This is a genomic window from Deinococcus sp., from assembly GCF_025362455.1.
GTDB lineage: Bacteria > Deinococcota > Deinococci > Deinococcales > Deinococcaceae > Deinococcus.
The window spans coordinates 1-19,724 of record NZ_JANYGJ010000050.1 but is presented as its reverse complement, the minus strand read 5'-3'; the positions used below and the strand labels follow the sequence as shown (position 1 = coordinate 19,724).

Sequence of the window (19,724 nt, the reverse complement as noted above, 5' to 3'; positions counted from 1 at the left end):
CCTGCCGGGTGTACCGTTGTGGGTCAGTTGGGTTTGGCTTCCGGGCAAGCAGGGCGACGCGCAGGAACGGCGATTCATCGTCTCGACGGTTCGGCGCAGCGCCGCCGTGATGAAACGCATCGGCAGACGGCGCTGGAAGATCGAAGCATTGTTCAAAACATTGAAAAGCCGCTTTGGCTTTGGGAAGTTCGGCCAACACAGCAAATTGGGTGTGATCCGGTATCTTTGCTTGAGCATCCTCAGTTTTTTGCTCTGTCATTTCGAAGACCTGGATCACCCGTGTGCGGGTGATCCAGGCTGGCCGGATTGGGGTGCTCTCGCCCAGCAGGTGAGGTGGAAATTTTTCGGCTGGGTGCGACTTGATGAACTTTTTCGAGAAATCGAACAGATTTATGCTGTGCAGGACGCACGTTCACCGCTTACCATCTAAACTGCAAGATGTCAGCCAACTCAACTGCGCCACCGTACCGGGGCGGTACGGGGCGTGCGGAAACGGTCGTTCACGCAACGATCCGGTGGGTGTGTCCCAGCCCGTGAGGGCGCTACCCCTCCTGCACTGGGTCTGCCTGCTCAACTGAACGCAAGAATGGCGTGGTTGTGTCACAGGCGCTCATCAGGTGCCAGTGATTCCCATTCAGCTCACGCTTTCTACCGGCAGGCCGACGTACTCGCGCAGCACGTCGGTGACGGTGACCATCCCCACCAGTTGGTGATCGGCGTCGATGACCGGCAGGCCGCCGACTTTATGCTGAAGCATGGTGTAGGCCGCGTCGCTCAGGGGCGCGTCCGGGGTGGTGGTGAGCACCGAGGTGGTCATGACCTCGCGCACGGTGAGGCTGGCCAGCAGTGAGGTGATCTCCCAGATGCTCAGCGAGGTCGCCTGGGACGGCATGGCTTCCTTGAGATCGCGGTCCGTGACGATACCGACCAGGCGTGTGCCGTCCAGCACGGGCAGACAGCGAATCTCTCCCGACTTGAGCAGCTTGACCGCTTCGGGAACGGTGGTGTTCAGGCTGGCGGTGACGAGCGTGCGGGCCATGACGGCGTTGACTGTAGTTTTCATACTTTTCTCCCTGAGTACGTGCGGTTGGCCTCAGCGCTGTGCCTTATGACACAGGCGCTGATCCGTTCGTTCGCGACGGGCGCCGTCAGACCGCTCTGTCTGGGGTTGGCGTTCAGCGACTTACTGGGCGTGCAACTCCGATTCGCCCAGCAGGGTCCGGAGCACGTCACTGACCGTCACCACACCCAGCAACTTCCCGCCGTCGCTGACCACCGGTAAGCCGTGAACGTCGGCAGCCAGCATCTTGCTCAGGGCGTCGCGCATCGGCACGCTGGCCAGTACCTCGTCGCCGGGCGGGCGCATCAGGTCGCGCACCGACAGGTCGGCCAGAAAAAACTGATCGGCCATGACGGTATCGCCGTGCAGGGCAGCGGCGCGTTCGACGGCGGCGGAGACGTCTTTCTCGTGGATGACGCCCACCAGCTTTCCGGCTTCGACCACCGGCAGCACCCGCAGTTTGGTGATTTTCAATCGGGCCGACGCCTCGCTGGCAGGGGCGCCCACCTCCACGCTGATCACGTCGCTGCTCATGTGCTCGCGCACGGCGCCGAACAGGGTCCGGGGCGCGGTGCAGGCGGCCCGCAGCACGTCGGTGAGGGTCAGCATACCGACCAGCTTCTCATTCTCGTCGATGACCGGCAGCCCGCCCACCCGGCGCTCGAACAGGGTGCGGATGGCGCCGTCGAGCGGGGCGTCGGGCGCGGTGGTCAGCACGGTAGCGTGCATCACGGCGCTGACGTGGACCCGGCCCGCGCGGGCGATGAACTGCCAGGGGGTCAGGCCCTCGTGGACGGCGGGCAGCGCGCGCCTAACGTCGTCATCGGTGATCAACCCGACCAGTTTGGAATCCAGCATCACCGGCAGTCGTTTGATGCCCAGGGTGTCCATGATGACCACCACCTCCGGCAGCGTGGTGTGTCCCGAAACAGTGATGGTGCAGTCGTGCATGGCGTCTTTTACAAGCATGGTGTGCCTCCGTGCCCTCAGCATGTGCCCGGATCATTACCACCGCGTTACGGCACTTACTTCCACAGCATCACCGGAGGCGCCTCGACCACCGTGCGCAGCAGATCCTTGACCGTGATTACCCCGACCAGGTGGCCTTTGGCATCGATGACCGGCAGGCCGCGCACGTCGCAACGCAGCATCAGAAAGGCGGCCCGCTCGATGGGCATGTCGGGGCGGATCTGGTCGGTGGTGGCCACGGCGTACTCGCTGACCTGGGCGTCAGGCGGCGCCGCGCCCAGCCGCAGATCCGAGGCCAGCAGCCGCCCCAGCAGCCGCCCCCTATCCACCACCGGCAGGCAGCGCAGGCTGCTGGACTGCATCAGCAGCAGCGCCGGGCCGAGCGGCGCTTTGGCCTCCACCGAAATAATGACGGCACTCATCTGTTCACGAACGCGCATAGGTGACTCCTTTCGGCGATAACCGTCTGGGTGCAGTCTCCAGGGCCACCTTTACCAGACCGTTACCGCCGCCGTAATGCTCCTGAAATGCCCGGCCCGCATCTTCAGCTTCAGGAGGCTTACATGAATTCAGGAATTATGAACACCGTCGGTGCACACGCTTCACCCAAGCTCGCGGTCCTCGGTACCAATGGCGCCCGCAACGTCTGGTGGAACCTCACCACCGCCCAGCTCTACGAGCAGTCCATCGGGCGCGGCGAGGCCAGGCTGGCCCACGGCGGCCCGCTGGTGGTCCGCACCGGCTCGCACACCGGGCGCTCGCCCAAGGACAAGTACATCGTCTCGTCGCCGGAAACCGAGGCCAACGTCTGGTGGGGACCGCACAACGGGCGCCTGACCGAAGACAGGTTCGACAATCTGTTGCGCCGGATGCAGGCGTATGTGGCCGACAAAGATCTGTTCGTGCAGGACGTCTACGCGGGCGCCGACGCGGCCACCCGGCTGCCGGTGCGGGTCGTCACCGAAACCGCCTGGCACAGCCTGTTCGCCCACACCATGTTCATCCGGTCCCAGGGCGCCGAGGCAGAGACCTTCGAGCCGGGCTTTACGGTCTTCCAGTTGCCCTACTTCCACGCTGACCCCGATCGTGACGGCACCAACAGCGACGTGTTTGTGATCATCAATTTCGAGCGCAAGCTGGTATTGATCGGCGGCACCCAGTACGCCGGGGAAATCAAGAAGAGCGTTTTTACCATCATGAACTACCTGCTGCCGCGCTGTGGCGTGCTGAGCATGCACGCCAGCGCCAATATCGGCCCTGAGGGCGACTGTGCCGTGTTCTTCGGGCTGTCCGGCACCGGCAAGACGACCCTGAGCGCCGACGCCTCCCGCAAACTGATCGGCGACGACGAGCACGGCTGGTCGGACAGCGGCATCTTCAACCTGGAAGGCGGCTGCTACGCCAAGGTCATCCACCTGTCCGAAGCCGCCGAGCCGGAGATCTTCTCGACCACCCACCGCTTCGGGACCATTCTGGAAAACGTTGCCATGCGCCAAGGCGGCACCCTGGATCTGGACGACGCCGAGCTGACCGAGAACACGCGGGCCGCCTACCCGCTCGACTTCATCGACAACGCCGAGCCGAGCAAGCAGGGAGGGCACCCCAAGACCATCATCATGCTGACCTGCGACGCCTTCGGGGTGCTGCCGCCCATCGCCCGGCTCACCCCGCAGCAGGCCATGTACCAGTTCCTGTCGGGCTACACCGCCAAGGTGGCGGGCACGGAAGCGGGCGTGACCGAGCCCACCGCGACCTTCTCGCCCTGCTTCGGAGCGCCGTTCATGGCCCTGCGACCCGCCGAGTACGCTCATCTGCTGGGCGACCGCATCGCCAAACACGATACCCGCGTGTACCTGATCAACACCGGCTGGTTCGGTGGCGGCTACGGTGTGGGCAAGCGCATTCCCATTCAGGCCACCCGCGCCTTGGTCAACGCGGCGCTGTCGGGCTCGCTGGACGGCTCTCCCAGCCGCCTGGACCCCACCTTCGGCTTCGAGGTGCCGCTCTCGGTGCCGGGCGTGCCGGAAGACCTGCTCGACCCCCGGAAAAGCTGGCCTGATGCGGGCGCCTACGACGCCCGCGCCACCGACCTGGCCCACCGCTTTACCGAGAACTTCAAGCTGTACGCCGGTGACGTCTCGCCCGCCGTCCGGGCTGCCGGGCCGGTGGGCACGCCAGTGGTGCCGGGGTAATGATGGTCGAGCTGCTGCTGCACAGCCCGCTGCTGCTGCTGTTCGTGGTGGCGGCGCTCGGTGAGCTGCTGGGCCGCTTGCGGGTGGCGGGCTTTTCCTTCGGCGTCGCGGCGGTGCTGTTCGTCGGGCTCTTCTTCGGCGCCCTGCATCCGCAGCTCAAGTTGCCGGAAATCATCTATCAACTCGGCCTGGTGCTGTTCGTCTACACCGTGGGCCTGGCCAGCGGGCCGAGCTTCGTGGCGGCGTTCCGGGCGCGCGGCGTGCGCGACAACCTGTTCGTGCTCAGCCTGCTGGTCCTGGGCGGCGGCCTGGTGGCGCTGGCCGCCAGGCTGCTGAACTGGTCGGCGGCGCTGGGGGCGGGCGTGTTTACCGGCGCCTTCACCAACACCCCGGCGCTGGCAGGCGTCATCGAGACGCTGAAATCCAGAGGCGTCACCGAAGCGGTGTTGACCTCCCCGGTGGTGGGCTACTCGGTGAGCTATCCGGTGGGCGTCATCGGCATGCTGCTGGCGGTTTACCTGGCGCGGCGGCTGTGGCACGTCGCGCCGGAGGCGCCGCCCGAAGCGCTGATTCACCGCAGCGCCCTGGTCGAGCATCCGGAGGCGGTGACCTCGCCGCAGGTTCGACTGGGACGGATCTCGCACGGCGGGCAGCTCAGTCTGGCTGGCCCCGGCGTGCATCTGGAGCCGGGTGATCTGGTCAGCGTCATCGGCTCGCGGGAAGCCGTCGAGATCGCCGTCGCGCAGCTCGGTCACGAGGCGCCCACGCCCCTGGAGGGCAGCCGGGCTGTTCTGGACATGCGGCGGATGGTGGTCTCGCGCTCGGCGGTGGCGGGTCGCAAGGTCGCCGAGCTGCATCTGCTGGAGCGTTTCGGCGCCGCCATCACCCGGCTGCGGCGCGGCGACGTGGACCTGCTGGCCCACGACGAGATGGTGCTCGAACTCGGTGACCGGGTGCGGGTGGTGGCGCCCACAGAGCATCTGGACGCCGTGACCCGGCTGCTGGGCGACTCGGTGCGCAAGGTCAGCGAGGTCAACCTGCTGACCTTCGGGCTGGGCGCTGGACTGGGCCTGCTGCTTGGCCTGCTGCCGATTCCGCTGCCGGGCGGCGGCAGTTTCCGGCTGGGCCTGGCGGGTGGGCCGCTGATCGTCGGGCTGCTGCTGGGCGCCCTGGGACGCACCGGACCGTTCGTCTGGCCGCTGCCCTACAGCGCCAATCTGACCCTGCGCCAGCTCGGTCTGATTTTGTTTCTGGCGGGGGTGGGCACCCGTTCGGGCTGGGCTTTCGCCACAACTTTTGGCGGCGCACTGGGCGTGCAACTGTTCGTCGCCGGGGCACTGGTCACCTGCACGGTGGCCCTGACGGCCATGTGGGCCGGGCACCGGTTGCTGCACATTCCCTTCGCGCACCTGACCGGCTTGCTGGCCGGAATGCAGACCCAACCTGCGGTGCTGGCCTTTGCGGCCAAACAGACCCGCAGCGAGGAGCCCAACCTGGCCTACGCCGCCGTCTATCCGCTGGCGACGGTGGGCAAGATCGTCATCGCGCAGGTGCTGCTGAACCTGTGAATGCTGAATCTCTCTTCAGTCACGGCCACCCAGCCGCGCGGCCTGCGCTGCGGTAACTCTTCCGTAATGCTCCTGGCGTAACGTTAAGCCAGGAGGAAACTCATGTTCGAACGCATCCTGGTCCTGACGGACGGCAGCCCCTGCGCTGCCCTGGCGCTGCCCTACGCCGCTGACCTGACCCGCACCTACCACAGCCAGCTGACCGTGCTCTACGTGATGCCAGATCTGCTGAGTCCTCTGGCGAGCGCCGAGGGACTGGCTTACACCTACAATTCCGAGCAGGAACGGACGCAGGCGCTCGACGAGGGCACCCGGATTCTGGAACAGGCCCGCGTCCTGCTGGACGTCCCCGGCGCCAACCTGGTGCGCCTGGAAGCCCAAAGGCAGTCGGTGGCCGAGGTGGTGGCCGACCAGGTCGAGCGTTTGGGCACCGAACTGGTGGTCATGAGCACGCATGGCCGCAGCGGGCTGGCCCACCTCTTTCTGGGCAGCGTGGCCGAGCAGGTTCTGCGGCGCGTCCGGGTGCCGGTTTTCCTGCTCAGCGCCGCCCAGCACAGTCCAGCGCCCGGTGCCCAGCGCCAGGCAGAACACTGATGAAAACCGCTGTTCTGGCGCTGGGCGCCCTGTTGCTGGTCGGCGCGATCAGCGCCGGTGCCTACCGGGCGGGTGCGGGCCTTTCGGGTGTAAATTCCGCGCCCGGCAGCCTGGTCGCCGTCAAGGCTGATGGACCGGCCCTGTTCGGCAGCAACTGCGCGGGTTGCCACGGCGCCCAGGCGCAGGGCGGCGTCGGACCCCGGCTGGCCGGACTGGTCGGGCCGTGGACCGCGCCGCAGTTCTCGGCGGCGGTGCTCGACGGCACCGGCTTGGGTGGTCAGCCGCTGGCCCCGACGATGCCGCACTTCCGCACCGCTGGTTTCGGCGGCGAGCCCATCACCGACGCCCAACTCGCCGATATTCAGGCGTTTCTGAAAGGAATTTAAATGACCACCGAGAATCAAAAACCCGACGACGTTGCCCCCGCCTCCAGCAGCATTCCCAGGGGCGCCCTGGCCATCGTTGCAGTGGTGTTCACGACGATCATGGCCCTCTGGTTTCTGGTCCTCGGCGTCTTCCAGGCGCGGAGCTAAGTACACCCTTGCTACCGTTTCGGGCTTCCGCAAAAAGCGCTCCATCCCTCCACTCTCGCCAGGATGTACTTTTTTCCTCACTCGCTCTGCTCGGTAAAGTTAAAGCTTTACAAGGAGACATCTAGCCATGCTCGACCACCACACCATCGAGAAGTACGAACTGGGCTGGCTGGCCCTCAGTGCCGTGCTGGTGACCCTGCTGTTCGTGGGCGTGATCAGCAGCATGCTGACCCAGACCCTACCGGGCATCTTTACGCGCCAAGCCAGCTACCTCGACCCGGCGAAGCTCGCTGGCACGCCCTTCGCCGCTCCTGGCCTCAAGGCGGCGCCGGACGGCAGCCTCGACGCCTACGTCGTGGCGCGGGCCTTTCAGTTCCAGCCAAACGTGCTGCGCGTCCCAGCGGGGCAAGCGGTGACGCTCCATATCGTTGCCGTCGACGTAATTCACGGCCTGATGCTCGGTCAGGGCAACGTCAATCTGGAGCTGATGCCCGGCCACATCGCCACCCTCAAGACCCGCTTTAATCATCCCGGAACCTACACCAGCCAGTGCCACGAGTATTGCGGCGCCGGGCACCAGACCATGACCTTCAAACTGATCGTCGAGGCACCCGAATGACCACCGTTCCGGCCCCCACCCGCCCGCTCGAACAGGTCTACGCCGCTCATCCTGAGAAAAAAGTGACGCTGTATTTTCTGGTCACCGGTCTGGTCCTGCTGCTGATCGGGGTCGCCATCGGGCCGCTTCAGGCGCTCAACTACGCGGGCATCGACGTCTACCGCTATCTGCCGTTTCTCAAGTCGTACTACCAGGGCCTCTCGCTGCACGGCGTGCTCAACGCGCTGGTGTTCACCACCTACTTCATCAGCGGGCTGCTGCTTTACCTGCCCTGCCGTGATTTGAAGGTGCGCCCCAATCTGGTGGTCGCCTGGAGCGCCTACTGGATCATGACGGCGGGCGTGCTGATGGCCGCCTGGGCGACCCTGAGCAACAACGCCACGCTGCTCTACACCTTCTACCCGCCGCTGATGGGCAGTCCGCTGTTCTACATCGGCGCGGCGCTGCTGGTCGTCGGCAGCCTGATCATCGGCGTGCAGGTCACCCTGATCTGGACCATCTGGAAGCGCGAACACCCCGGCGAGGTCACGCCGCTGGTCGCGTTCATGAGCGTGGCGACCTGGATGATGTGGCTGCTGGCCTCACTGGGCCTGGTTGTGGAAGTCGCCTTTCTGCTGATCCCCTGGTCGCTGGGCTGGACGGCGGGTGTGGACCCGCTGCTGGCGCGTACCCTGTTCTGGTACACCGGGCACCCCATCGTCTACTTCTGGGTGCTGCCCGCCTATATTTCCTGGTACGCCCTGCTGCCCAGCACGGCGGGCGGAAAAATCGCTTCCGAGACGATGGCACGGCTCTCGTTCGTGCTGTTCTTGCTGCTCTCGGTGCCGGTGGGACTGCACCACCAGTACGCCGATACCGGCATCGCGGCGCCGTGGAAGATCATCCAGATGCTGCTGACCTTTCTGGTGGTCATTCCCTCGCTGCTCACCGCCTTCAGTGTGGGCGCCTCGCTGGACATCGCCGCCCGTGCGCGCGGTGGGCGCGGCTGGATCGGCTGGACGCGCTTCCTGCCCTGGAAGAACCCGGTCTTCACCGCGCAGGTGCTGGCCATGATCTCGTTCATTCCCGGCGGCGCGGGCGGCGTGGTCAACGCCAGCGCCGCGCTCGACAGCGCCGTGCACAACACCGCCTGGATTCCGGGGCACTTTCACATCACGGTGGGCACCGCCACCACCCTGACCTTTTTCGGCATCAGCTTCTGGTTGCTGCCGCACCTGACCCGCAAGCCGCTGGCGAGCGTGAAGGCGGCGCTGTGGGCGAGCTGGCTGTGGTTTTGGGGCATGATCATCTTTGCCGTCGGGATGCACTGGGAAGGGCTGATCGGCATTCCGCGCCGCACCTACCTGGCCACCGCCACGGGCCTAGGCGATCTGATCGCCCGCGCCCACATTCCGATGGCGCTGACCGGCATCAGCGGCGTGGTGCTGATGTTCGCCTCCATCTTCTACTTCTACGTCATCTTCGCGACCCTGCTGGGCAAGGCCCGCGTCCCCGAAAGCGCCGAGATGCCCATTCCCTTCAGCGAGTCGCTGGAACAGGCCGAGGCGCGGGCGGCGGGCATCAGCCCAGCGGGCATGAAGATCGCCGGGGCCGTGCGGCTGCTCGACCGGTTGTGGATCTTCGCCGCCCTGGCCGCGCTGCTGGTCGCGTTGATGTACGGCCCGGTGCTGATCGACCTGGGCCTGAACGCCCACCCGTTGCCGGGCCTGCGGCTGTGGTGAAGCCCGAGGCTGGACCCAGACTCGGCGCCTTCACCGAGCGCTGACCCGCTGCGCTCAGTAGCACCTTAAGCTGAGCCTTCAGCGCTGCTCTCCTGCCGATCCAAAGTCCCGCATTCAGCACCCAGAGGTCCAGATGACCCACACCACCGCCCAGCCTGACCTCCTCGCCCTGGAAGAACTCCGGCTCACGCACGCCTACTGGCGGGCGGCCAACTACCTGTCGGTGGGCCAGATCTATTTGCAGGCCAACCCGCTGCTGCGTGAACCGCTGAAACTCGAACACGTCAAGGCCCGCTTGCTGGGCCACTGGGGCACCACACCGGGCCTGAACTTCATCTATGTGCACCTGAACCGCCTGATCCGGCAGCGTGACCTGAGCGTGCTGTACATCGCCGGACCCGGACACGGCGGCCCCGGTATGGTCGCCAACACCTACCTGGAGGGCTCCTACAGCGAGCTGTATCCGAACATCGGTCCGGGTGAGGAGGGGCTGCGGCGCCTGATGCGGCAGTTCTCCTTTCCCGGCGGTATTCCCAGCCACGCCGCGCCGGAGACGCCCGGCAGCATTCACGAGGGTGGAGAACTCGGCTACAGCCTGGCCCACGCCTACGGCGCCGCCTTCGATCACCCAGAGCTGCTGGTCGCCTGCGTCATCGGCGACGGTGAGGCCGAAACCGGGCCGCTGGCCGGAAGCTGGCACAGCAATAAGTTTCTGAACCCCAGGACCGACGGCGCCGTATTGCCTATCTTGCACCTCAACGGCTACAAGATCGCCAACCCGACCCTGCTGGCCCGGTTGCCCCACGCTGAGCTCGACGCCTTGCTGCGCGGCTACGGCCACACGCCCTATTACGTCGAGGGCCACGACCCCGATGTGATGCACCAGCAGATGGCCCACACGCTGGAGCAGGTCCACGATCAGATCTCGGCCATCCAGCGCCGTGCCTGTGACGAGGGCGTGCAGGAGCGCCCGGCCTGGCCGATGATCGTGCTGCGGTCGCCCAAAGGCTGGACCGGCCCCGCAACCGTGGACGGCAAGCCCACCGAGGGGTCGTGGAGATCGCACCAGGTGCCGCTCGCCAACCTGGCCGAGAACCCCGAACACCTCCGGGCGCTCGAAGACTGGCTGCGCAGCTACTGCCCGGAGGAACTCTTCGACGAGGTGGGCATGCTGCGCCCCGAACTCGCCGCGCTGGCTCCCAGCAGGGAGCGCCGTATGGGCATGAACCCGGCCTCCAACGGCGGCCTGCTGCTGCGCGACCTGGAGCTGCCCGACTTCCGCGACTACGCCGTTGACGTGCCTGCGCCCGGCGCCGTCGACGGCGAGGCGACCCGCGTGCTGGGCAGTTGGCTGCAAGGCGTGATGAAGCGCAACATGAGCACCTTCCGGCTGTTCGGCCCCGACGAGACGGCTTCCAACCGGCTCGACGCGGTCTACGGCGCCACCGGCAAAACCTGGCAAGAGGAGATCCTGCCTACCGACGAGCACCTGTCCCCGGATGGCCGGGTGATGGAAGTGCTCAGCGAGCATCTGTGTGAGGGCTGGCTGGAAGGCTACACGCTCAGCGGGCGCCACGGGCTGTTCTCGTGCTACGAGGCGTTTATCCACATCATCGACTCGATGTTCAACCAGCATGCCAAGTGGCTCAGGACGAGCCGAAAGGTTGCCTGGCGGCGCAGGGTGGCCTCGCTCAACATCCTGCTGACCTCGCACGTCTGGCGCCAGGACCACAACGGCAACTCGCACCAGGACCCCGGTTTCATCGACCACGTGATGAACAAGAAGGCGGACATGGTGCGGGTCTACCTGCCGCCCGACGCCAACACCCTGCTGTCGGTGATGGACCACTGCCTGCGCAGCCGCCAGTACGTCAATGTGATCGTGGCGGGCAAGCAACCGGCGCCGCAGTGGCTGACCATGCCGCAGGCCGTGCTGCACTGCACCGCCGGGCTGGGCATCTGGGACTGGGCCAGCAGCGACACCGGCCCGGACGGACAGCCCGCCGAGCCCGACGTGGTGATGGCCTGCGCGGGCGACGTGCCGACCTTGGAGACGCTGGCGGCGGTGGACCTGCTGCGCGGCCACTTTCCGGACCTGAAGATCCGGGTCATCAACGTGGTCGATCTGATGACCCTGCAACCCGAACGCGAGCACCCACACGGCTTGCCCGACGCGGCCTTCGACAGCTTGTTTACGACGACGGCGCCGATTATTTTCGCTTATCACGGCTATCCCTGGCTGATCCACCGCCTGACCTACCGCCGACACGGCCACGCCAACCTCCACGTGCGCGGCTACAAGGAGGAGGGCACCACCACCACGCCCTTCGACATGACGGTGCTCAACGATCTGGACCGCTTTCACCTGGCCACCGACGTGATCGACCGCTTACCCCGGCTGAGGGTGGTGGGCGCGCGGGTCAGGCAACAGCTTCAGGACAAGTTGATTCTCCACCGCCTGCATGTCGAGGCCACCGGGGAAGACCTGCCGGAAGTGCAGAATTGGCGCTGGCCCGCTGACCGCGCCGCCACCGAGCCGAACTGAGCGGGTTCCACACGCTCGCCAGCGCAGAGGGCCTGCGCGGCGCCCTGGTCCAACACGCACCTGTCATCCGCTCCTGTGCGCTAGCCTACAGACGAACGGTGTAGAAGTGGCTGCGTGCGTTCTCTTAGACTATTCGGGAGGCCTTATGCAAAACCCCGGCGTTGTACACGACCTCAGTATCGTCACCTTCGGTCAGGCCCGCGTCCGGCTCGGTGACCAAGACGTCGCCTGGCACGCCGTCAGCGCCCAGAACCTGTTTTATTTCCTGCTGTCCTTTCCGGAAGGCCGTACCCAGGCCGACATCGCCTCGGCCCTGTGGCCCGAAGAGGAGGGCGAGAGTGCGGCCAGCAGCAACCGGTTCCGGGTGGCGCTGCACCGGGTCCGCGCCGCGCTGGGCGGTTCGGAGACGGTGATCAAGGAATACGAACGTTTCCGGCTGAGCCCGGCGGTGCTGGCGACCAGCGACGTGTACGCCCTGCACGCTACCCTGCGCGCCGCTGAGCTGGCCACCGAGAGCGGGGCCAGGCAGGCGGCGCTGCGCCAGGCGGTGGCGCTGTACGGCGGCGACTACCTCAGCGATCACCGCGCCGACTGGGCCACAACGGCCCGCAGCGTGCACAAGGCCAGCTATGTGCGCGCCACGCTGGAACTCTCTATCCTGCACTGCGAGGCCGCCGAGTGCGACCTGGCGATTCGGCATCTGGCGCAGGCGTTGCGGGCCGACCCGCTGATCGGTGAGAACTACCACCAGGACCTGATGGCCTGCCTGGCCAGTGTGGAGAGCAAGTACGCCGCCGTCGAGCACTATCGCCGCTTCATCAGCTACCTGCGTGTCGACCTGGCCGATACGCCTATGCTCGAAACCATAGTCCTGGCCGAGCGCCTCAAGGCCGGTGAGCTGATCTGCCCTCACCAGATCGGCAACCACGCGCCCTGCACCCGCCACCTGGCCGCCCGATTGGCCAGCAGCGTGCTGAACATCGAGCTCGACGGCAGCGAGATCCACGCTGAGCTCGAACGCACCCAGGTGGCGCTCAGGCTCGCCGAGCTGCTCCAGGGCGCCGAGACGCTTGGCGACGTGGCCCACCTGACCTTGCAGGCCCTGGGCGCGGCGCTGGAGCTGGACGACCTGTTCCTGTTCTTGGTCGATGAGGGAGTGCTGCGGCTCAGCCGGGTCTGGGGCGACGCGCCGACTGATCACCGTCCGTTGCTGGAGCGCGGCCCGGTGCCGCTGGAGGCCCTGCCACTGGTTCGCCAGGCGTTGCAATCGGTTCAGCCTCAGTACTTGGACGGCCAGTCTCTTGACGGGAGTGACGGTGCTTATGAGGGCGCCCAGAAAGCGAGCGGCGCCGTGCCGATCACCGGACTGGGCGGCGCCGTGGAGGCGGTGATGTCGCTGTCGCGCCCCGCGCGCAACGTGGGCTGGACGGCGCACGAACGGCTGCTGCTCGCTCAGGCCGCACGGACCCTGAGCTTTACGCTGGGCCGCGACCTGTTCGCGGGTCAGGCGCCCGCTTTTCTCGACCGGCAGCGGGTGGTAACGGGCCGGTAAGGCCAGCGCGGCAAGCTGCTCAGCGGGACCGAGGAGGCCCCGGCCATGCTGCGTCAGATGCTCGTCCCCGTCGATTTCAGTGCCTGTGCTCACCAGGTCGCCCAGCACGCCTTTGATCTGGCCCGCGCCATCGGTGGCCAGGTCACGCTGCTCCACGTTCCCGAAGATCAGGACGTGGAAAAAGCCCGCACGCTGCTGCGCCAGCTCAGTGCCTTGGCCCGCCAGCCGCCCGAATGCCTGGTGGTGCCGGTTCAGACACTGCTGCCCGGAGGCGTAGGCGCCGTGATTCTGGAGGTGGCCACCAGGCAACGCGCCGAGCTGATCGTGCTGGGGCTGCCCGGTCCGCTTTGTCCGGGGGCTGGGCACCGGGGCCAGGTCGCCTGCGCCGTGCTCCTCGGCGCCTGTATTCCGGTGCAGATGGTGCCGTGCAGGCCGCCGAATCCGGCGACCCTGAGTGGCTGGCGCGCTGTCGTGGAGCAGGAGTGCCCGGTAAGGCACGGTCTCGGCGCCGTAACGAGGCGGTAATGCGCCGGGCACACCTTAAAAGCCGAACCTCAAAGGAGAATCTTATGTTCGACCATATTCTGGTGACCACCGACGGAAGCGCCCTGAGTACGCTCGCGCTGCCTGTCGCCGCCGACCTGGCCCGCACCTACGACAGTCGACTCACGCTGCTCTACATCGTGCCCCGCTTTCTGCTGCCCACTGACGGCGTCGCCTACACCTACAATTCCCCGGCAGAGCACGCCCAGCTCATCGCCGAGGGTCAGCGCATTCTGGTCGATGCCCAGCAGATACTCGATTACCCCCGCGCCGAGGTGTCGCGCGTCCAGTGCGGGGATCTCAAGACCGAGCAGGTGATCGCCCGTGAAGTGCAGCGCAGCGGAGCGAAACTGGTGGTGATGAGCACGCATGGGCGCAGCGGCCTGGCCCATCTGTTTCTCGGCAGCGTCGCTGAGGCGGTGTTGCGGCTGGTTCACGTGCCTGTGTTGCTGGTGCAGCAGCCCAGCGTGGCCGCCGACGCCGCCCAGACGCCATAAGCTGCACGGACGCCTTAACCCCGGCCCTCGGTGGCCAGCGCACTGGCGCGGGTTGCCAGGTCGGCGAAGGCGCCGCGCAGCTCGGGCGGCGACTCGATGCTCAGGCGGCAGCCCAACTCCAGCAGCCAGGCCGCGAACCAGTCCAGGTGCTCGACCCGGCAGTGCAGCAGGCTGGCCGCCTCACCGTCCGGTTCCAGCACCGCCAGGGCCGGTGTGAGGCAGGCGCGGGCCTCGGCGAGCGGCAACGCCAGGCGCACCCGCACCTCAAAGCGGGCCGGGGTCAAGGCTAGGGTGCTCTGCAAGAAGGCCAGCGCGCTGAAACCTTGCGGTTTCGTGAAGATGCCGGGGGCCGCCCTGACATCCAGAATCCGGTCGAGCCGGAAGGTCTGCACCTGGCCGCGCAGGTGGCAGTGTCCGACCACGAACCACCGTCCGCCGTGGCGCACCACCGCGTAGGGGTCGAGGTCGCGCTCGGTGGGTGGCCGGTTCCGGGCGGCGTAGCGCAGGTGGACCCGCTCACCCGCGCTGGCCGCCAGACACAGACGCACGATGGCGTCCGCGCCTGCCTCGGCCAGGTTTGGGGGTGAATCGAGCACCAGCGCGTCCAGGGCGTTGAGGGTGGCGCGTGGCTCGTTGGGCTGGCCCCGGCCCAACTTGGGGTATGGAAACGAAAAGCCGCTGAGCCGCCACTCTTATGAATCCTGTGAACTTAAGGCAGTTTGAAGTCGTAATCCGGCTCCAGTACACGGTCGAGGTTCAGCGTGTAGTCGCCCAGCCGGTTGATGTGCTCAGTGAGGTATGGACTGATACCCGCCAGCGCTTCGGGTGGAACCTCATGGCCTTCGGCGAGCAGTTCCTTGACCACCTCGGTCAGCAGGCAAGCGGTGTGGAAAATCACGCAGTTGGCCGCCAGATGGTTGTACTTGATGCGTTTGCGCTGCTCATCCCGGTCATTGGTGGCGATCACGTCGCCACCAAACGCGATCCAGTCCTGAAAGGCATTGAACTGCTCACTCTTGTTCACGGCGGCGTGAATGGTGGCGCGGAGGTCGGGTTCGCCGAGGTAGCGCAGCAGAAAAGCCGTGCGGACCGCACGGCCCAGCTCACGGAACGCGAGATAGAGCCGGTTACGGCGGCGACCGGCGCTGCCCAACCGCTTGAGAATAGTCGAGGGAAAGATGCGCCCAGCCTGGATGCTGACGCAGACCCGCAGCAGATCGTCGTAGTGATCCTCGATCAGCGACCAGTTGACCGCCTCCCCGAACAGTTCGTCGATGTGGTCGTACTGGACGGTTTTTTCAGGTCGATATAGCACCAAGTGCTTCCAGTCGCGAATTCTGGGCATCAAGTCGATGCCCAGGAGGTAGGCGATGGCGAAGACCGGCGTGCTCTGTCCGTGGGTGTCGGCGTGCACGGTGGTGGGCTGAAGATCGCTGTCGTTGCGCAGCAGGCCGTCCAGAATGTACCGTGCCTCGTAGACCCCGCAGGGGATGAAGTGGCTGTAGAGCGCGATGTATCGGTCAGAGACGTGATAGTACCCGATGCCGCCGTACCCACCGTAGCGCAGGTGATACTCGGCCAGCAGGTTCTCCTCGTAGATGTTCCACTTGGTGCCGTCCGCTGAGACGCGTTCCCCGGTGCCCCAAACACCGGGCAGCGACAGCTTGGCGTAGGCGTTGATCACCTGGGTGATTGCCTGGTCGAGGGTCTGCTCGGTCACGTGCCGCCGGTTCACCCATTCGAGCTGCTTGCGGTCAGTTCCGGCCAGGGAACGCGCCGTCTGGCTCGGCCCGAGATTGCAGCCGTAACAGAAGATGGCCGTGACATAGCGGGTGCTGGCGTCTACGAGCCTGGAATCAAAGCCGGAGAGTGGGCCGAAGGGACGGGTCATGCCCGTCCCCCGCTCCGCCGCCACGAAGGCGTCCAGGATGGCGATGTCCCGACCGGCCAGCTTCGCTTTGACGGCCACTTCCAGATTCTTCAGCAGCGGGTGGGGCAACTTCTTTTTGATCTTGGTGATGACCGGTTGCCCCTTCTCGATGCGCAGTCCCTCGTTCCCAGGGAACGAGGCATCGGTGGCCTGAGCCACGCCCTGGAGCCAGTCCCGCACGCGGGACACGAAGGCCGCCCCGTTGCGGGGCAGTCCGGAGGCCTCACACCAGGGCAGTACACGGGCCTGGAAGATCTCGTCGCTGACGAGCTGGTCGCGGTAATCGGCGTACTCGTGGCTGCCCGGCACACACAGATCGCCACTCTTGAGGTCCTCGCGCACCTGCGTCATGACGCAGGCTTCGAAATGGTGGCGGTTCAGGGTCTTGACCGCGCCGTCACGGCGGGCCTGTCCGGTGACCAGCCGCCACCAGCCATCCGGAATCCACGACAGGTCGAGCGTCTCCGACCCTGGCACCTGGTTCGGACCGACCAGGATCAGGGTGTCTTGCCGCAACGCAGCGGTCTCCAGCACGAACTGAAGAGCCTGCTGCACGGCGACGTCCTGGCTGGTGGTGGTGACCGCCAGCGCTCGGCAGAGTGAGTGCACTGTCGTGCGGGAACTGGCGTAGCCGCGCCAGACGAAGGGGGCCGCGCTGCTGCATAGCAGCGCCTCGTGAGCCTCGCAGGCGTCGATGACGCCCTCGGGCTCGCCAAGGGCGAGTCCCACCACCGCCAACCGCTGGCCTGCTGTCCCCTCGTGTTGGTAGGCGGCGGCCACCTCCTTGAGTCTGGACACCAGCGCGTTGACCCGCTCCTGCGAGTCTTCCCGGCTCTGCTCGAAGGCCGCCTGGGCGTCCCGGTTGATGGTGCCCATCCGGCGCACGAACAACTCCGCCAGGTCGTCGAGTGCCGATGCGTGCTGGACATGCAGGAAGCAGGCCATCAGGGTGAAGCGTTTATGGGGTTCCAGCGCCTGCATGCGGGCGGCGTCCAGACTTCCGGCTTCCTCCGCGAAATGCAGCAGCTTGGCTTCCGGCAGCGTCCGCACCACGTCTACACCGAGCTGGAGGCCCGCCAGCCACTGCTGGTGGGCCAGCCAGTCACGCATTCTGGAAAGAGTCGGGCGACCAGGCTCACGTTTGAGGTCGTTCCACTGGGTGGTGGCGGCGTGGCGTCCAGGCCGCGTGAACAACGCGCTCAGGCGCTCGCGGCTCACCTCGCCCAGCGAGGTGAAGACCCGACTGAACAGGTCACGGTGGACCTGGGCCCGGACCCGCTCGGCTTCGGCCTCCAGAAAGGTGAAGCTGGGCAACTCAAAGCGGTCACGGACCAACATCTCCACCACGCCGTTGATCAGGTCACGGGTATCCTGCTTGGTGAGCGCCAGGGTCCGGAGCATCTGTTCCACCCGCTCGCGGCCCCCGGCGGCGAAGGCGTGCACGCCCAGGTGACGGCGAATCAGACGGATGTGCCGCAAGCGGGCGCCGGATTCGTCGTACCCGCCCAGGTGGGCGGGCAGCAGCAGCAAACCGAGCGCACGCAGCACCTGGTCGGTGATGGCCGTCGGGACGTCCCGCAGGAGGATGAAGTAGCCGAGGCGCTGGAAGGTCTTGAGCAGCACCAGAAAGCCGACTTTGGCCGTCTGTTCCCGCGCCACCTGTTCAGTCAGCGCCAGTTCACCTTGAGTGGGCGTGTAGACTTCCCGCAACTCCTTCTCGCTGAGCTGGCTCTTCAACCGGGGATAGGCGGTCTCATGCAGGGTGGGCACCGGGGGCTCCTGGTCGAGGAATTCCTGTTATCAGCCAACAGATGCCCCGAACCCCCATCTGTTTGTCCAGTAATACCCCACGGAACGAGGCCCTCTGATGGCTGATAATAAACCCAGGCGCTCAACCAGTGGATCCAGACGGCAGCTCAACCCACTGTCCAGCGTGGCCGCCGCCGTGCTCACCCGCTTCGAGCAGCACCTGCGGGAGGTCGAGGATCTCAGCTCCAGCACGCTCCGGGCGTACCTCGCCGATCTCAACCACTTCGCGTCGTGGTGCGAAGCGCAGTGGTCGGGCAGCGCGGATGATCTCGACTTCGCTCCTGAACAGCTCACGACGCCGCTCCTCACCCGTTACCGCAGTCATCTCCAGCAGGCACTGAACTTGAAACCCGCCAGCGTCAACCGCGCCCTGGTCAGCCTCAAGCGCTTCTGTGCCTGGGCGGAGCAAGCCGGGCTTGCTCCTCGGAACGTCGCTCGAGCGGTGCGCTTCGTGCGCCTGGAAACCGCCGCCCCACGCGGGCTGACCGAGCAGGAAGAGGACGCCCTGGTTCGCAGTGTCCACCAACACGGTGGCCTGCGAGACGTGACGATCATCGTACTGATGCTTCATACCGGCCTGCGGGCCGCTGAGACCTGCCGAATCCAGCGCCGGGACCTGACCCTCAGCAAGCGCAGCGGGAACCTGACAGTGACCGGTAAAGGCAACAAGGTGCGGGATGTCCCGCTCAACGCCACAGCCCGCGAGGTGCTCGGCAGGTATCTGCCGAGCGTGCAGGCGACCTCCTCGTATGTGTTTCCATCCGACCGACAGCGCGGGCCGATCTCCACGCGGGCGCTCGACCATCTGATCCGCAAGTACGCACATCTCGCCAAGCTGGTGATCAGCCCTCATGATCTGCGGCACCGCTTCGGCTACGTCATGGCTCAACAGGTACCCCTGCACCGCCTGGCGCAGATCATGGGACATGATTCGCTGGATACGACGGCCCGCTACACCCGCGCTACCCAGCGGGATCTTCAGGCTGAAGTCGAGAAGATTGCCTGGCAGTAGACCGGTCGAGTGGTGAACATGTCGGAGCTGTGAACGGATTCACCAGAGTGGCGGCTCAGCGGCTTTTCGTTTCCATACCTCGACTACGTTCTCCTCAACCAGGGGATAGAGGGCCAGATCGAGAATCCGGCGCAAGCCTGGAACGCCCTCACGGTGGGAGCCTACACCGAAAAGAGTACCGTCACGCCGTCGCTCGCGGGACTCACGCCGTACGCCCCGCCGGGGGACCTGTCGCCCCGCAGCCGCACGTCGTACGCCTGGGACCCGCAGTGGCCGGTGAAGCCAGACGTCGTCTTCGAGGGAGGCAACCTGCTCTCGGACGGTGTGGCGACCTGGCGGGAACCGGCCCTGAGCTTGCTGACGACCGGACACGACGTCACCCGGGCCCACCTGACCGAGTTCACCGACACCAGCGCCGCCACGGCCCTCGCGGCGCAGCTGGCCGCCAACATCTATGCCGATCAACCGACCCGCTGGCCGGAAACCGTTCGCGGCCTGATGGTCCACAGCGCCGAGTGGACACCGGCGATGCGGGCCCGGCTGGGCCGCAACACCATGCAGGAGAAGGTGGACGTTTTGC

At 66.2% G+C, this 19,724-nt stretch carries 19 protein-coding genes; 14 read left to right on the top strand and 5 right to left on the bottom strand.

The window, feature by feature from the left end; genetic code table 11:
- A partial coding sequence (locus Q0R23_RS03635) for a transposase (RefSeq protein WP_293910468.1) occupies positions 1-430 on the top strand: 430 nt, incomplete at its 5' end.
- Between the two features lie 204 nt (positions 431-634).
- On the opposite strand, the gene Q0R23_RS03630 is transcribed toward Q0R23_RS03635, so the two are convergent.
- The 3 genes from Q0R23_RS03630 to Q0R23_RS03620 form a co-directional block, all read right to left on the bottom strand.
- Complete coding sequence (locus tag Q0R23_RS03630; RefSeq protein WP_293910466.1) at positions 635-1,063, bottom strand: CBS domain-containing protein; 429 nt, start codon at positions 1,061-1,063, stop codon at positions 635-637.
- A gap of 120 nt (positions 1,064-1,183) precedes the next feature.
- The gene (locus tag Q0R23_RS03625; protein WP_293910464.1) at positions 1,184-2,029 is read right to left on the bottom strand and encodes a CBS domain-containing protein; all 846 of its coding nucleotides are present in this window, start codon (positions 2,027-2,029) and stop codon (positions 1,184-1,186) included.
- Positions 2,030-2,085: 56 nt separating this feature from the next.
- On the bottom strand, positions 2,086-2,469 hold the full coding sequence (locus tag Q0R23_RS03620; protein WP_293910462.1) for a CBS domain-containing protein: 384 nt from the start codon (positions 2,467-2,469) through the stop codon (positions 2,086-2,088).
- A 123-nt stretch (positions 2,470-2,592) separates the two neighbouring features.
- Here Q0R23_RS03620 and pckA point away from each other — a divergent pair, with 123 nt between their 5' ends.
- The 11 genes from pckA (at position 2,593) to Q0R23_RS03565 (ending at position 14,393) form a co-directional block, all read left to right on the top strand.
- A complete protein-coding gene (gene pckA / locus Q0R23_RS03615) occupies positions 2,593-4,221 on the top strand; it encodes a phosphoenolpyruvate carboxykinase (ATP) (RefSeq protein ID WP_293910460.1) in 1,629 nt (542 codons plus the stop codon).
- Complete coding sequence (locus Q0R23_RS03610) at positions 4,221-5,789, top strand: TrkA C-terminal domain-containing protein (protein WP_293910458.1); 1,569 nt, start codon at positions 4,221-4,223, stop codon at positions 5,787-5,789. Before pckA ends, Q0R23_RS03610 begins: the two co-directional genes overlap by 1 nt.
- A 102-nt stretch (positions 5,790-5,891) precedes the next feature.
- A complete protein-coding gene (locus Q0R23_RS03605) occupies positions 5,892-6,383 on the top strand; it encodes a universal stress protein (protein WP_293910456.1) in 492 nt (163 codons plus the stop codon).
- Positions 6,383-6,769: a cytochrome c gene (locus Q0R23_RS03600; RefSeq protein ID WP_293910454.1), complete on the top strand. Its 387-nt coding sequence runs from the start codon at positions 6,383-6,385 to the stop codon at positions 6,767-6,769. Before Q0R23_RS03605 ends, Q0R23_RS03600 begins: the two co-directional genes overlap by 1 nt.
- Positions 6,770-6,916 (top strand): cytochrome c oxidase subunit 2A, encoded by a 147-nt coding sequence (locus Q0R23_RS03595; RefSeq protein ID WP_293910452.1) that lies wholly within the window; start codon positions 6,770-6,772, stop codon positions 6,914-6,916.
- A gap of 127 nt (positions 6,917-7,043) precedes the next feature.
- Positions 7,044-7,535, top strand: a complete 492-nt coding sequence (locus Q0R23_RS03590; protein ID WP_293910450.1) for a cytochrome C oxidase subunit II — start codon at positions 7,044-7,046, stop codon at positions 7,533-7,535.
- Entirely contained in the window at positions 7,532-9,256 is a 1,725-nt protein-coding gene (locus Q0R23_RS03585; protein WP_293910448.1) for a cbb3-type cytochrome c oxidase subunit I, read from the top strand. The genes Q0R23_RS03590 and Q0R23_RS03585 overlap by 4 nt, the downstream gene beginning before the upstream one ends.
- Before the next feature lie 133 nt (positions 9,257-9,389).
- Positions 9,390-11,801, top strand: a complete 2,412-nt coding sequence (locus Q0R23_RS03580; RefSeq protein WP_293910446.1) for a phosphoketolase — start codon at positions 9,390-9,392, stop codon at positions 11,799-11,801.
- 145 nt (positions 11,802-11,946) lie between these two features.
- On the top strand, positions 11,947-13,353 hold the full coding sequence (locus tag Q0R23_RS03575; RefSeq protein ID WP_293910444.1) for a BTAD domain-containing putative transcriptional regulator: 1,407 nt from the start codon (positions 11,947-11,949) through the stop codon (positions 13,351-13,353).
- Positions 13,354-13,398: 45 nt separating this feature from the next.
- Positions 13,399-13,878 carry a universal stress protein gene (locus Q0R23_RS03570; protein ID WP_293910442.1) on the top strand — a complete coding sequence of 160 codons (480 nt, stop codon included), beginning with the start codon at positions 13,399-13,401 and terminating at the stop codon, positions 13,876-13,878.
- Between the two features lie 44 nt (positions 13,879-13,922).
- Positions 13,923-14,393, top strand: coding sequence for a universal stress protein (locus tag Q0R23_RS03565; protein WP_293910440.1), 471 nt, complete (start codon positions 13,923-13,925; stop codon positions 14,391-14,393).
- Positions 14,394-14,407: 14 nt separating this feature from the next.
- On the opposite strand, the gene Q0R23_RS03560 is transcribed toward Q0R23_RS03565, so the two are convergent.
- A complete protein-coding gene (locus Q0R23_RS03560; RefSeq protein ID WP_293910438.1) occupies positions 14,408-15,046 on the bottom strand; it encodes a WYL domain-containing protein in 639 nt (212 codons plus the stop codon).
- Between the two features lie 56 nt (positions 15,047-15,102).
- Entirely contained in the window at positions 15,103-18,093 is a 2,991-nt protein-coding gene (locus Q0R23_RS03555; RefSeq protein WP_293910436.1) for a Tn3 family transposase, read from the bottom strand.
- Positions 18,094-18,256: 163 nt separating this feature from the next.
- Between Q0R23_RS03555 and Q0R23_RS03550 the strand changes: the two genes are divergently transcribed.
- Together Q0R23_RS03550 and Q0R23_RS03545 are read left to right on the top strand one after the other, a co-directional pair.
- A complete protein-coding gene (locus Q0R23_RS03550; protein WP_293910434.1) occupies positions 18,257-19,144 on the top strand; it encodes a tyrosine-type recombinase/integrase in 888 nt (295 codons plus the stop codon).
- Between the two features lie 153 nt (positions 19,145-19,297).
- The coding region (locus tag Q0R23_RS03545) for a S8 family serine peptidase (RefSeq protein WP_293910432.1) at positions 19,298-19,724 on the top strand (427 nt) is incomplete at its 3' end.